Annotated in this window: 10 protein-coding genes and 1 pseudogene; 2 read left to right on the forward strand and 9 right to left on the reverse strand. The window is 43.9% G+C overall.

Annotated elements, in window-relative coordinates; all coding sequences use genetic code 11:
• Nucleotides 1–766 precede the first annotated feature (766 nt).
• Both QFZ77_RS31220 and QFZ77_RS31225 read right to left on the reverse strand, forming a co-directional pair.
• A complete protein-coding gene (locus tag QFZ77_RS31220) occupies nt 767–1,444 on the reverse strand; it encodes a hypothetical protein (RefSeq protein WP_307445878.1) in 678 nt (225 codons plus the stop codon).
• Nucleotides 1,445–1,722: 278 nt separating this feature from the next.
• On the reverse strand, nt 1,723–3,435 hold the full coding sequence (locus QFZ77_RS31225; protein WP_307445880.1) for a peptidase G2 autoproteolytic cleavage domain-containing protein: 1,713 nt from the start codon (nt 3,433–3,435) through the stop codon (nt 1,723–1,725).
• Nucleotides 3,436–4,204: 769 nt separating this feature from the next.
• On the opposite strand from QFZ77_RS31225, the gene QFZ77_RS31230 reads away from it, so the two are divergent.
• Nucleotides 4,205–5,020, forward strand: a complete 816-nt coding sequence (locus QFZ77_RS31230; RefSeq protein ID WP_307445882.1) for a transposase — start codon at nt 4,205–4,207, stop codon at nt 5,018–5,020.
• A gap of 1,189 nt (nt 5,021–6,209) precedes the next feature.
• On the opposite strand, the gene QFZ77_RS31235 is transcribed toward QFZ77_RS31230, so the two are convergent.
• The 3 genes from QFZ77_RS31235 to QFZ77_RS31245 all read right to left on the reverse strand — a co-directional run bounded on the left by QFZ77_RS31235 (nt 6,210) and on the right by QFZ77_RS31245 (nt 8,043).
• Entirely contained in the window at nt 6,210–6,800 is a 591-nt protein-coding gene (locus QFZ77_RS31235) for a TetR/AcrR family transcriptional regulator (RefSeq protein ID WP_307445884.1), read from the reverse strand.
• A 122-nt stretch (nt 6,801–6,922) separates the two neighbouring features.
• Nucleotides 6,923–7,744, reverse strand: coding sequence for an SDR family oxidoreductase (locus QFZ77_RS31240; protein ID WP_307445886.1), 822 nt, complete (start codon nt 7,742–7,744; stop codon nt 6,923–6,925).
• A 107-nt stretch (nt 7,745–7,851) separates the two neighbouring features.
• Nucleotides 7,852–8,043, reverse strand: a complete 192-nt coding sequence (locus QFZ77_RS31245) for a hypothetical protein (RefSeq protein WP_307445887.1) — start codon at nt 8,041–8,043, stop codon at nt 7,852–7,854.
• A 342-nt stretch (nt 8,044–8,385) separates the two neighbouring features.
• Here QFZ77_RS31245 and QFZ77_RS31250 point away from each other — a divergent pair.
• Nucleotides 8,386–9,588, forward strand: a pseudogene (locus tag QFZ77_RS31250) (IS110 family RNA-guided transposase).
• Between the two features lie 298 nt (nt 9,589–9,886).
• Here QFZ77_RS31250 and QFZ77_RS31255 read toward each other — a convergent pair.
• From QFZ77_RS31255 to QFZ77_RS31270, 4 genes are all read right to left on the reverse strand, one after another.
• Nucleotides 9,887–10,546 (reverse strand): methionine ABC transporter permease, encoded by a 660-nt coding sequence (locus QFZ77_RS31255; protein WP_307445889.1) that lies wholly within the window; start codon nt 10,544–10,546, stop codon nt 9,887–9,889.
• The gene (locus QFZ77_RS31260; protein ID WP_307445891.1) at nt 10,536–11,564 is read right to left on the reverse strand and encodes a methionine ABC transporter ATP-binding protein; all 1,029 of its coding nucleotides are present in this window, start codon (nt 11,562–11,564) and stop codon (nt 10,536–10,538) included. Before QFZ77_RS31260 ends, QFZ77_RS31255 begins: the two co-directional genes overlap by 11 nt.
• A gap of 88 nt (nt 11,565–11,652) precedes the next feature.
• A complete protein-coding gene (locus QFZ77_RS31265; protein ID WP_307445893.1) occupies nt 11,653–12,540 on the reverse strand; it encodes a MetQ/NlpA family ABC transporter substrate-binding protein in 888 nt (295 codons plus the stop codon).
• A 127-nt stretch (nt 12,541–12,667) separates the two neighbouring features.
• Nucleotides 12,668–13,882 carry a threonine synthase gene (locus QFZ77_RS31270; protein WP_307445895.1) on the reverse strand — a complete coding sequence of 405 codons (1,215 nt, stop codon included), beginning with the start codon at nt 13,880–13,882 and terminating at the stop codon, nt 12,668–12,670.
• Nucleotides 13,883–13,954: the final 72 nt, after the last annotated feature.

A 13,954-nucleotide genomic window follows, 5' to 3' on the forward strand; every position in this document is an offset into this window, starting at 1 on the left:
CTTATAACAACCGTTTTGGGTAACAGCCCTTGTTGCAACGTCCCTTGCTTTCCAAGTCCCTTACATCCTAGCTATTCTTTCTGGACTTAGGTGCTTCCTCTAAGCCTGTGAGACCAATGCCGCCATTGTTTGGCATAGCGTATTTCATAGGAAAAATTCTTACTCTACGCCGCTCACCCCATCATTTGATGGTGCATATGTTTCCATATGCTCTAACTTTAGACCTGTACATTCGGAAGTTCGTCAGTTCAGTCTGTTTGAACATTCTCACCATATCCAGTTTTTCAGCCGCGCGGCATATCCGTTAGCATACCTTTTCTATTCGAATGGCTCTAGCCTTCGTTCTGCCGAATCTACCTGTACTTCACACCACATGACCTGTTAGTCATGACGCGCGCAGGAGTATTGGCGGAATGGTTTCGGGATACATGGTTCCGTCATTCCCATCCTCGGTTGTAAAGTTAAGATTACTCATTGCAATCTCCTGCTTTTCACGAAGTTAGTCGCTTATAGCAGAACTTGTCATACTTTTCCGTTAGTTGAATGAATGAGTGCTTATATGGCAGTTCTAAATTGGATTATTTCAATAGGTCAGAAATAGCATTTCTACTTGAATAATTCTGTCAGTTAACGGGGAGAGGTAGCCGTTCTTTCAGCTACCTTTATATTTGTATATAGAGCTATTGTTTCCGTTAGGTTGATGTTCGTCCTTAATCAACCGCGTATGATCATTCAGTTGATCTGCGAATCGATGCAATCCGCTTCATTAATGTTTATTGTATAATTTGCTATTCGCCCAAATCAAATCCCCATCCTTTTCTAGTGTCATGTAATCTATATCCTTGTCTGTGGGGTATAATCGCAAACGATCAAAATTGATTTTATTTTCATTTATGCCCGCAATACGATAAACTACGACTTCTTTACTTTCAATTTTTAATATCAAATCATCCATTATAAATACCGCTCTTTCAGGCATATCTTCAACATGATGCTCGGTAAAGCTCTTGATATCGATCCACGAAATAACAGAACGATGGATACCTGATCCGAATGAATAGGCATAAACGATTTCTAAAACCCCGTCTTTATTGACATCGTATGGCACAGCGCTTGTTACACCGAACCCGCCAAACCCATTGCCAATATGAACAGCCTTTTGATTCGTCACGATAAACGTTTCCGAGTTCTTATAATCATCTACAATTTTATAAAGCTGACACTTTGTTTGATCCCAAATATTAGAGGGAGTAATCTCAATCAGTTCAATATCCGTTTTACTCGATTGAGAAATATCTGGAGTTGCTAAAATCAGTTTTTTTGCTTCTTCAATCGATATCTTTTCTTTGGTTTCTTCAATTATTATCTTTTTGGAATCACATGCCGAAAAAAGAAAGCAAAAAATCAACATAGTAATAAGCCCCATTAGCAGCTTGTTTTTCATTTATATTTTTCCTCCAAATACAAATTATCTTCGTCATAATTATCCCACTACTCTTGACATCAACACAAAAACACTAAACTACCCAAAGCAGCATAATAAGGCTGCCGCTTGATCTCGCGGCAGCCTGTTGTTGTACATAGTTCTCCGATAGCTGAATAACTAATCGAACATCATTCATATAAAAAGACCTTTGGGTTACATTCCGGCAGCAAAAAACTTATAAAACTTCTCTTTCATTAATAAAGAGGCTACCCAATCAGAATAGCCTTTAGATGATTCTATTTAAACAACACCAAAATCTGATTTGGACCTGTACGTTTCATCACCCGATACCCTTGATGGGAAGCAGTCGCGATCCCTTCAGCATTCGGTTTACAATATCCACCTGCTTTGCAAATTCCATCATCACGTACAAGCAATTGCCCTAATAGACCAACTGCAACCCATTCTGGTCTTTCTGAACGCGGAAGGTATTCTTTTGTATGATCCCAATTAGTATTCAAAATAGGTTGCCTTTCCGTTCTTTCTGGAAAGATAACATTTCCTTCTTGATCCTTTTCTTCTGGAATGACGACATCATGATATTGGACCCTCCCCCATTCATCGGTGACGTATTTATGCTTCCATCTTAATTCTCCGCTGTTTCCTAATATTGCAGGAGTAGCGCTTGTAATACCCAAAAGATAATCATCTTTTTCATTCGCTTTTCGTATTTTCTCACTCTCATCATCAAAGGTCACGAAGTACCCAACATCAATCGGCTGTCCGTCCACCGCTTCAAACATTTCCGCATAGTCGGCATTCCCTGTAACCCATCCATTATCAGCAATCCCTGTTCCACTACTTAAAATTTTCGCCGCTAATGATCGATTCGTTGCACTCGTCCCGTTTGCAAGATGCCATGAATAAGCGTCTGTTGCATTTCCGAATTTACCCATGACATGAACACCTTCCAAAAAGTTCGCATCCGTCGATTGTCCCTCCGTGTGGGAGAAAAATCCGGAAGCAATCGTGCTCACTCCCTCCGCGTGCGAAGTGAATCCGCTCGCAATGCTAAGAGCGCCTTCTGCATGAGAGTTTTGGCCGAGCGATTGCGTCTGGTTTCCTTCGGCATGGGAAAGATCGCCGGAAGCGATGGTGCGTTGTCCCTCCGCATGTGAAAAAATGCCGCTAGCCACTGTCAAGTTACCTTCCGCGTGAGACGCTCTTCCGCTGGCTGTCGTCTGGTCACCTTCTGCATGCGAAGATTCTCCTTGAGCCATCGTACCCTGTCCCTCCGCATGGGAAACGAGTCCACTGGCTACCGTATTTTCACCCTCCGCATGGGAGGCAATGCCCGAGGCGGTCGTTAGATTTCCCTCTGCATGGGCATGTGAGTTCATGGCTTGTGTTCTCGAGCCCTCCGCATGAGAGGCGGTTCCACTGGCAATCGTACTAATTCCTTCGGCATGAGAAGCACCTCCGCTGGCAATTGTACTGCTTCCTTCTGCATGGGAAGCTCCTGCACTAGCGGTGGTATTGGCTCCCTCCGCATGGGCAGTAAGAGCATTCAAACCCGTTGTTGTGTTTCTCCCTTCGGTATGGGAAGCCTCCCCATTTGCCGTCGTAGCTTGCCCTTCGGCGTGAGAGGCTCTGCCGATGGCTTGGGTTCGCTTGGGTGTTCCAGCGATTGTGAATTCTTCACCTTCTGCATGAGAGGCCGTTCCACTGGCAATCGTACTAATTCCTTCGGCATGAGAAGCACCTCCGCTGGCGATTGTACTGCTTCCTTCCGCATGGGAAGCTCCTGCACTAGCGGTAGTATTGGCTCCTTCTGCATGAGAGGACGTTCCACTGGCAGTACTAAATCCTTCTGCTACAGAACATCCATTTGCAGGATCAACAACAATACAGTCACTACAACAAGGTGTTAATGCCATAATCCCTACTTCTTGTTCTTGATTCTCTTCCTGCTGATTTTCACTAGACTTCATCTCGTTTTGATCAGACATAAAATCAACCCCTCTTTGATTCAATCAAGATAGTATATGTATTGAAGAGAATCATGCATTGGGAATTTGAATAGATTACTAAAAATTCCATGTATGTTTAGGACCATCTTATTGCCAAGTATTTTATAAAATCACACTATCATAGATTTGAGTTATTCCACAAAACTGCCCGTCCCTCGGTTTTAAGGGTTTATCTCACATTTACTCACTCATTCGCAGGATTTCGTCGCCTTGTATAACAGCTGTACTCCAGAAAGTAAGCTTGTTAGACACCGTCGTTCCATTTTTGGATATGCGGGAACAGAAGAAACGTGTGGAACATTTCTCCAAGTGCTATTCTTCTGCACGCATACTCCACAATTTCCTTGGTGTTTACCATCCCATGGCTCAACGGGTCTTTGCCCTTACATTCCTTCGTTACACCTAACCAAGGCGTGGAGACCGATAGCGTTTAGCGGACGGGTCTGAAGCCCTTGCTGGGCAGTAGCTCGGTTCTCCGTGCTTTCTTTTTGAAATCCTGCGAATGAGTCAATCTATGTGATCTTTTAGTTCATTTTAAGCAGCTTGCTTAACGTTGGGGCAGTTTTCTCAGGAGAAAAAGTTTCTCCTTTTTGAACAATGCTAATGATGATTCGTGCCAGTTTTCCAAGCAGTTTAAATACTGACTGTTGCTTCTTCATATGCTTGATTTGAACATTATTCTCATGCAACTGCCGGAAACTCTCTCTACGCCCCAATTGAAGCGATATATCAGCGTTTACGCACAATCATGAACAATCGGGAGTCCTGGTCGAAGGACCTTGCCCACATAAAAAATCGAATGTTTCGCTGGATAGACATTAACTTCCCAGAATACGGAAAAATATTTAAGGATTGGACAATTCCGCGTTCGATTGCGACACTCAAGTCTTTTCCCTTACCGATAGATCTCAAGGCTCTATCCACTGAGGAGATCATTACAGGTTGGCGGAAGCATATGAAACGTGCCGGCGGTTCCAGCGGTCTACAGAAAGCGGCTCTACTTCTTGCTGTATCCCGTCGTTCCATTGGACGTACCACTTGCGAGCAGGAAGAAAGGCAAAACCTGAAGTACCTCCTTGAAGATTACGAGAAGCTTGCAGCAAGGCTGAAAGAGATTGAGCAGGAGATCCTGAAGTTGCTGGATATGATTCCCGACATCACTACTCCTCTACGCTCCATTAAAGGGCTCAGTACGCTCTTCATCGCCGCCATTTTGGCCGGAACAGGAGACCTACGTAACTATACACACGGCAACCAAATTCTTTCTCATGCCGGTCTAAATCTTGCAGAGGACAGCTCTGGTAAGCAAAAGGGTAAAATCGTTATCTCCAAACGAGGAAGGCGTCAGTTACGCAAGTACCTGTATCTCGCCGTAGTGCACCTAGTTACGAACAATCCGGCTTTCCGGTCATGGCATGACCACAACGTTCAGGTGAAGAAGATGAAGAAGAACCGCTCCATTTTCAAACTCATTGGCAAGCTCTCCCGTATTCTGATTGGGATTTCACGAAGTAAGGGTCATTTTGATCCTACAATTGCGATGCCTCTGCAGGAGGCAGCTTAAAGTCGCTTTAATTGCTAAGTCATCGCAACACATCTTTGTTTTTGCATGTAAGCTCATTCGCAGGATAAACAGCTATAAATAGCGCTGGCAGTACCGAGTGAAACATTCAAAAGGGCACAGACCCGTTGCTTAACAGCATCATCGGCCTCCACCTCTTGGACAGGTATAACGAAGGAATGTAAGGGCATAGACCCGTTGAGACATGGGAGGGTGAACCTCCAAGGGCATCGTGGAGAATAGCGCTCATACTGGATGAACATGGGAGATGGTACTTTCCCTCTGTTCCCGCATGCCTAAATTTCATAGAGTCTAGTAACTATCCCAGAAATTCAATCGGTACCACCATAAAAGGGGCAGATATCCTGCGAATAAGCGAGCATTAGCGAGAAAAACCTTTCATACAGAGGGAGGAATGTTTAGCCACACATGCGGCGCAAGCGCTGCACCACAGATGATGAAAATTGGTCGAAGAATCTGTCAATACTGCTACTATGGCTGGGAGAGGAAGGTCGATAAGCTATGGTGCCATAGAGCCCATCCGTTAGTCTGACTCCAACGACCACGGTGCATCGCAGATTATCGCTCCCTTAAGGGAAGCACCCATGGGAGATTAATCCTACTCTGGTTGCTGCACCAGCCTCATTTTTATATTATGTAACTCTTCTCGGGCACAGCCTTTTTTAAAAAAATCATTTGGCTAGGTCTACTTTATTATTGTCTTTTTGGGGTTTTTAGCGGATTTAATTTTCATGGGAGCTTAATGCCACCACCAGACTAAACGAATCATAATGCAATAGGGCTTAATTTCTAGTCCGTTAAAAACGGACAATGTTTGTGTCGCAAAACGATAATCGGATCAAGTTTGTGTCGCGAGCTGACGACACAAACTTGATCCGATAAATAAAAAAATCCCTAAGTTATAGGTACTTTATAGGACAATGTTTATGTCGTCCGACATGATGTGATGATTTGTCGGTTGACAAGAACTTGATGTCATAAATGACAAGAACATTATCCCATTCCCGACACGCGCGACGGCCCCTTTTTAAAGATGCCGAATTGTTCTTGACTCGCTTGAAGTTGACGAGAATAAGCAGTCCAATGGCGGCTATGCCCCACCCGTAAAAACAGAAGCCGCCCTCAAAGGTTGTTATCGAACTTCCTTTGAGGGCGGCTTTTGGTCATCTATCTACGTTACATCTCTAAGAGTTACAGCATTCCAACACGAACGGATTGCACCGCTGACGCTCTCACTGCTTAACTCGAAGATTCCGTGCAGATGGGCCTTCAGCATGTAAACAAATGTGCCGTAATGCATCTGCACCATCATTTTCGGATTCATCGGGATAAACAGCTTCTCCTGAATGGCTTCTTGATATAACTCGTTCATTGGCCCACACCATCCGCCGGTATAGACTTCTTGCTTTACCTCTTCGTAAATGTAAGGCGAGAACGAATACTGCTCAATAAATTGAAAGCCCTGAGGATATTGTTTCCCCAATTCGATAACCTGATTCCAACCGAATTCAAACTTTTCACGAATCGTTGTGCCCTTCAGCAAGCCTCCTCGCACATACTCTCCGTTAAACGTAACAATGGCTTTGTACAATTCGTTAACGATATCTTCTTTACTTTTGAAATAATGATAAATATTCCCGGTCGATACACCAGACTCCTTGGCGATAAGCGCCATTGAGGTAGCTTGTAATTCCTTTCGGATGATGATGTTAAGTGTTGTTTCAAGGACAGCCTGCTGCACCTTGTTATAGTTCTCAAACATTTGGTTATCCCGCTCCCACCATAAGATCGAATGATCATTCTAATCTAACATACACCTCATACAATCCGTAGTCAAGATTGTCAGATCGACCTGGCGTTATGACGAAGCGTTTCATAATGGGCTTACATATAATTCTTAGCGATCGTCTCCAAATATTCTTCAATGGACACAGAATTTCTAAGTGCCATCAGATCATTGCCTGCTGTTCCGATAACAGTGCGAAATTTATTGCTCTCTCCAGTCGCCAAAGCGGCTATGGCATCCACGATAATCTGAGGATCATCCAATGTTGAGCTGGATTCCGCATGATTCATTAAATTCTGCACTTTCGTCATCAGATTATCGTAATCCTGTATGTTATCATCTCGGTTCCAAGTGATACTGTTCTTGAAATTATTTCCTGTAGAACCTCCTTGCTCGATCAATCTAAGCTCGATATTCAACGGCTTCAGTTCGTAATAAAGACCTTCCGTCAGTCCTTCCAAAGCAAATTTAGACATATTATAGAGAGATCCGAGCGGCACCGCTGTCGTAATTCCCATGAAAGAGCTGATATTGATGAACATGCCTCCGCCATTGGCTCTGAAATGTGGTATAAATTTACGAATGACATTGATCGGTCCTCGCGTATTAACGGCGAATTGCCAGTCGATCGCTTCCTCTTGGGCTAATTCCAACGGACCGTAAGTCCCCATACCGGCATTATTGATTACGACGTCGATCTTACCGAACGCGGCTATGGCTTGATCTACCGATGTTTGAACTTCATGCACATTGGTGACGTCCAGTTTGAAAATTTTGATATTATCGTAACCGGTAAGCTCCGTTTCTTTGTCGGGTGTACGCATGGTTGCAGCTACGTTCCAGCCCATTTCAGCAAATCGAGTCGCCGTAAGTTTTCCCAAGCCTGAACTGGTTCCCGTAATAAAAACTGTTTTACTCATGTTAAAACCTCCAAATTATAAATTGAACATTCATTCTATACCAACTAAATGGTTTAGATCGAATGTTCATTCTATTATGATACAAGATCCGTTTTCTGTCAAATACTTCAGTCGCAAGCCGTTTTGACGACTGGATAAAAACGCATCCTTATTGGAAAAAATATAAAAGCACGTCTTTTCAAGCTGAATGGGATTTTTTGAGTCAGCCTATCATGCTTGTCATCAGGAGCCCCCATCCCGATTAGTTCCATAGGGTCAAATTCATTAACAATTTCTCTGATAGCTAAAAAATCACTCATATACTCCTTGGACAACTTCTTATTATTAATAACTACCAGCCCCCGATGCAAATTTTATGCTGAATTAATGGTACCACATATTGGAACTATTCTGCCCGTTCGTATTATGAGGTCACCAGATATTTCTGGTCGACCTCATTTTTTTGAGGCCGTAAAATATCGGTAGCCGGGGATCGAACGATTCTGCCCGTGGGACTTGGATCCCGAGAGCTATTCAATTCATCCCCCCTACTTGTTCAACCATGGTTAGGCTGGTTGGGACATGAATCCCGTATCACATGCGATAGTGTGGAAGACAAGAAGGTTAGGGGTTGCCGGTGAAAATACTACAGGAGTGATGTTATGAATCCAGTCATTGGTTTGGATGTATCAAAAGGAGAGAGCCATGCACAAGCTTTTTTAGACCGTGGAGTACCTCATGGGAAGATCTTTAGGTTTAATCATGATCTTGAAGGGTTAGCGTCTTTTCTAAATTATGTGAGAGGAGTGGAATCAGCTGCAGGGATGCGTCCCTCCATTGTTATGGAAGCAACAGGCCATTATCATAGCCCCGTTGTTCAGTTTCTGGATGAGCACCAGTATTTGAACATCGTCATTAATCCTCTAATCTCACATAACGCTAAGAAAACCAATTTGCGACGGTTGAAGACGGATGCCGCTGATGCCCATCTATTAGGGACGCTGTTTTATAAAGAAGAGTTTGAACCCTACAAAAAACGGGGTCAGCATCTCATGAACTTACGCTATCTAACTCGCCAGCATGAATCTTTAACGAGTATCTATGTCCAAGTAAAACTACAATTTCAGGCCATTCTGGATCAGGTTTCCCCCGAATATCATGGCGTGTTTGGTGACCTTTATTCAAAGGTTTCTCTTCGATTTCTGGCTTTACACCCAACGTCGAAAGAGGTCCTGGAACTGGATGAGAAGGAGATTGCTGCAACTATCGGGCGTCTTACAGGACGCGGCAAATCAGCTTTATGGTGTCTGGAGCGCGCTCAAATCTTAGTAGCAGCAGCAAAGCGAAATCCCTTTAAGGAGACGGCTTTTCCAAGTCATCTGATCTCCATGCAGCTGCTCATCAAATTGCTTCTTCAATACCAGGACCATCTAGCAGACCTTAATAAATCGATAGAGGCCCTAGCTGAAGCGTTACTTGAATATGATTTAATCCAATCGATACCCGGGATTGGCACTAAAATTGCTGCAACAATTTTAGCTGAGATCGGGGAAATCGATCGGTTTGATCACGCAAAGAAACTGGTGGCATTTGCTGGTATTGATCCAAGTGTTTTTTCTTCAGGCAAGTTTACAGCAACAATAAATAAAATAACTAAACACGGTTCCAGGAGGCTTCGTACTGCCCTATATCAAGCTGTACGATGTGGTATTCGCAGTAATAGAAATAAAAAACTAAGAGATTATTTTGATAAGTAGCGTGCTGAAGGAAAGCTGTTCAAAGTAGCGATAATTGCTTGTGTGAATAAACTCATCCACTGGATTTTTGCCATCTTAACTACTAAAGAAGCGTTCCGTTTAGATTAAGTAGCAAGAAATAGAAATATATGGAACTTTTTTCCGTGCTTTATGGGACGGTTCTTTCCCATGCACTTTTTTAAGTATACCACCTCATGAATCCGCCATTAATAATTAAATATTGACAAGCTATTAGCTGGAATAGCGGAATAGGCTGCCGATCTATTGCTGGCGGCAGCATCGTTGTGTTGAATTTATTAGACAGGTTTTTTAATAATAAAAAGAAACCGGTTACCTCGGCGATCATCGGTCCCTCGGGCTCTCCGATTAAATTGGTTTCGCTACAATGTAGGTAGATTTGTGACTTTTACTTCCTCAATCTCTTCGATATCCAATTTCCTAATGATTGCACGATCTGGACTATAAGAACAAGCAAAAGCACGGAGGTGTACATCACATCCGGTTCCCAACGCTGATATCCGAACCTTATTGCAACGTCCCCTAATCCCCCGGCTCCCATAACTCCGGCCATTGCCGATGCACCTATTAACCCAATCGTGGCAATCGCTAGTCCGAGAATCAAAGCTGGCCGGGCCTCTCTTAAGATAACGCGAAATATAATCTGCTGTTTAGAAGCGCCCATAGCCTGATAAGCCTCTATGATACCAGGATCGACCTCTAATAATGCTGTTTCCATCAAGCGTGAAATATAAGGCGCGGTGTAAAAAACAAGAGGGACGATAGCTCCTTTCACACCAATGGTCGTACCGACAAGCCATTTCGTTAAGGGGATAATGGCAACCATAATAATAATAAATGGTATGGAACGAATGATATTAATGACAGCATTCAGTATATGATAAACACCTGAATTTGCATAAAGATTACCTGGTCTTAGTACCACCAGCAGCACGCCTAGCAATAGTCCAATTACGCTTGAAATCACTAACGAATATCCGACCATGACAGCCGTTTCGTTGATAGACTTCAGATAAAGGTCTGCATCTTCTATTAATTTATTTAACATCTTCGATCACCTCAATCCTTAAGCCCTGCTCCTTCAGAAAACGTATACCGTTCTCAATAACAACCGGATCTCCCGTTAAATGCAATACCAATGTACCGAAAATTGTTTCTTTAATTTGAGTGATATTCCCGTAAATAATACTGGGACGCAAAGTAAATTTTGCTGTTAAGTCTGCCAGAACAGGCTCCGTCACAGAATCGCCGATAAATGAAGCCCGTATTAAGGTGCCTGCTCTCCCCGGATTTCGCAATTGAGTCCAAAGCATTTCCGGAATTTCCGTATCAAAAACACTTTTGATAAACTTGCGTGTTGTATCGGTTTGCGGTGCATAAAACAGATCGATAACCGAACCCTGCTCGACAATGCTGCCATTTTCCATGACGGCAACCCGATCGCAGATTTTTTTGATGACATGCATTTCATGCGTGATAAGGACAATCGTAATCTCGTATTTACGGTTAATATCCAGAAGCAAGTCCAGGATAGAGTCTGTGGTTTGGGGATCCAATGCTGAAGTAGCCTCATCGCAAAGTAAAATCTCCGGATCGTTCGCCAAGGCTCTGGCAATCGCAACACGCTGCTTTTGTCCTCCTGAAAGCTGACGCGGATAAGACTTTTCTTTGTCCTGAAGACCAACCACTTCGAGCAGTTCTCTTACTTTGGCTTCTATTTTCTTTTTTGGAACCTTTGCCAACTCCAGCGGTGCGGCTACGTTCTGATAAACGGTCCCTGATGAAAGCAGGTTAAAATGCTGGAAGATCATCCCTATCTTTCTTCGCATCATCCTCATGTCCTTCTCATTTAATTGCGACATCTCAACACCATGGATCCTGATGCTGCCTGAAGTTGGCTTTTCCAAATAATTGATGCAGCGCAAGAGCGAGCTTTTGCCTGCCCCGCTGTAGCCGATCACACCGAATATTTCACCTTTACGGATTTGAAGGTTGGCCTGTCTAACCGCTTCTACCCGTACTCCCTTTTGTTCAAATGTTTTACTGACATTTATCAAGTCAATCAAGATGTACCTCTCCTCTTATGCAATCATAAAGGCAAAAGGCCTCCTTCAATTGGAAAGAGACCTCTGTTTTTTCCATCAAGCGCATTACTTACCAAGACGGTACTATGTAGCTGCCGTATTTATCTAAAACAAGTTTCTTAACCTCTTCGGAATGGTAGGCTTTAATTAATCTTTGGTATACCGGTTTATCTTTATCGGCTGTTCGCACAGCTATAAGATTTACCCAAGGCGAATCTTTCGGTTCAATAAAGATTGCATCTTTAGTAGGTACAAAACCGTTATCCACAGCATAGTTCGTATTAATTACCGCAGCTGTAAGATCCGGCAGAGCTTTCGGAATGAAAGGAGCTTCCAATTCCTTGAATTTAAGCTTCTTCGGATTGTCTACGATATCGCGAACGGTGGCTTTAACACCAACACCTTCCTTCAGCTTGATCAATCCCGCACGTTCAAACAGAATCAAGGCTCTTGCCCCGTTAGACGGGTCGTTCGGCAATCCCAGCTCATCACCTTCTTTGATCTCCGAAACGTTTTTAATTTTCTTGGAATACAAGCCTATCGGAAAATTTAACGTATTAGCCAGCTTAACGATGTCCAGCTTGTTATCCGCCTTGAATTGATTGAGATAAGGCTCATGCTGGAAGGCATTAGCATCCAATTGGCCATCTGCCAACACTTTGTTCGGTTGAATGTAATCGTTAAACGTTACAATTTCAATTTCCAAATTGTCCTTCGCCGCTACCTCTTTAACCTTCTTCCAAATTTCTTCCTCCACGCCTGCGGAAATGCCGACTTTCAACTTCGCTTTCTCACTTGCCGGACTGGCTGCTGGCGAAGGAGCGGATGAAGGACTAGCGGCTGCTGTCGGCGCTGCGCTTACTGATGTTGCAGTTTTCGTTTCTACTGTTTTTCCACATCCGGTTACCACCAATATTACAATCATGGTAAAAATGGATATTAAATGCGATCTTTTCATACCTTTCCCACTCCCTTTATTCTCTGTTAATAATCATCTAAAAGAATTCCTTGTCGAAACCTGACTTCTCAAGCCTTCACCATTGATCTTTTGGTTCACATACCAGAATTCAGAATGAATATCAGGTTCAAATCCTTCTCATCGAATCCCCAGGTTCCAGAACTGGCACCGCAACCATGACGGTTTCCGGATACTTAATGCCACTGCCCGTGTTCAAAGCGATAACAGTCTCGCCCTCCTGGATCCAACCGTTTGCCCTGAGCTTACGTGCCGCAGAGAAGGTCGCCGCTCCCTCAGGACAAACAAACGCGCCTTCCAGGCGGGCGATGTTCTTTTGCTCCTCGAGCAACTCGGTATCCTCTATCGCAATGGCGCAGCCACCCGTCTTGTATATAGCTTCAAGAACAAGAAAATCCCCGAGTGCTTTCGGCACATTTATCCCAAAGGCAACGGTTGTGGAGTCAGCCCAGAACTGCGAGTCCGGCATCCCTCTCTCCCATGCCTTTACAATCGGAGCACAACCTGCCGCCTGAACAGCAACCAAACGCGGGAGCTTATCTTCGATCCATCCTAGTTCTACGAGCTCCCGAAAAGCTTTATAAATGCCAATGAGACCCACACCTCCACCTGTCGGGTACAAGATGACGTCGGGAAGCTTCCAATCCAACTGTTCTGCGATCTCAAGACCCATTGTTTTCTTCCCTTCGATGCGATAAGGCTCTTTCAGGGTCGAGGCATCGAATAAATCATAGTCATTCACCGCTTGAGCAACGATCTTTCCCGCATCGCTGATTAACCCGTTCACCAAATTCAGGTTCGCTCCTGAGACTGCGCATTCATTTCTGGTAATTACAGGTGCGCCGACCGGCATAACAATCGAAGAACGTAGTCCAGCTCTAGCAGCGTACAAAGCCCAAGCTGCACCGGCATTTCCATTGGTGGGCATAGCCAGCTCCTGTACGCCAAGCTCTTTCGCCTTCGAAACACCGACGGCAGCTCCGCGAGCCTTGAAGCTGCCTGTAGGGATTATCCCTTCGTCCTTCATCCAAAGACTGCCGATTCCCATGTCTAAGCCCAGACGGTTCATCGGTAGTAGCGGCGTCATCCCTTCTCCCAGCGTTACGACGTTTTCCGGTGATGTGACGGGCAGCAGTTCATGGTAACGCCATAAATTTGAAGGTCTGACTGACAAATCCTTGGATGTCAGTTGATTTCTCAAGCTTTCCAAGTCGTAGTCCACCAATAATGGAGAGCCGCACACACATAATTGATGAACTTCATCCGGACGATAAATCTTTTGACATTTAGGGCAATGCAGATGGGTTAAGTAGCTGAATGGCATTCAATATCACATTCTCTTTTCTTTGTAAAATATTAAAATCTGTTTTTGACCCCGAAAAATCTACGGAAGACA

Origin of the sequence: Paenibacillus sp. V4I3 (genome assembly GCF_030817215.1) — a bacterium.
Lineage (GTDB): Bacteria > Bacillota > Bacilli > Paenibacillales > NBRC-103111 > Paenibacillus_E.

Coding starts and splice junctions, on each gene's coding strand:
- QFZ77_RS31220 (WP_307445878.1), bottom strand. CDS start 1,444: ATGAAAAACAAGCTGCTAATGGGGCTTATTACTATGTTGATTTTTTGC.
- QFZ77_RS31225 (WP_307445880.1), bottom strand. CDS start 3,435: ATGTCTGATCAAAACGAGATGAAGTCTAGTGAAAATCAGCAGGAAGAG.
- QFZ77_RS31230 (WP_307445882.1), top strand. CDS start 4,205: ATGAACAATCGGGAGTCCTGGTCGAAGGACCTTGCCCACATAAAAAAT.
- QFZ77_RS31235 (WP_307445884.1), bottom strand. CDS start 6,800: ATGTTTGAGAACTATAACAAGGTGCAGCAGGCTGTCCTTGAAACAACA.
- QFZ77_RS31240 (WP_307445886.1), bottom strand. CDS start 7,744: ATGAGTAAAACAGTTTTTATTACGGGAACCAGTTCAGGCTTGGGAAAA.
- QFZ77_RS31245 (WP_307445887.1), bottom strand. CDS start 8,043: ATGAGTGATTTTTTAGCTATCAGAGAAATTGTTAATGAATTTGACCCT.
- QFZ77_RS31255 (WP_307445889.1), bottom strand. CDS start 10,546: ATGTTAAATAAATTAATAGAAGATGCAGACCTTTATCTGAAGTCTATC.
- QFZ77_RS31265 (WP_307445893.1), bottom strand. CDS start 12,540: ATGAAAAGATCGCATTTAATATCCATTTTTACCATGATTGTAATATTG.
- QFZ77_RS31270 (WP_307445895.1), bottom strand. CDS start 13,882: ATGCCATTCAGCTACTTAACCCATCTGCATTGCCCTAAATGTCAAAAG.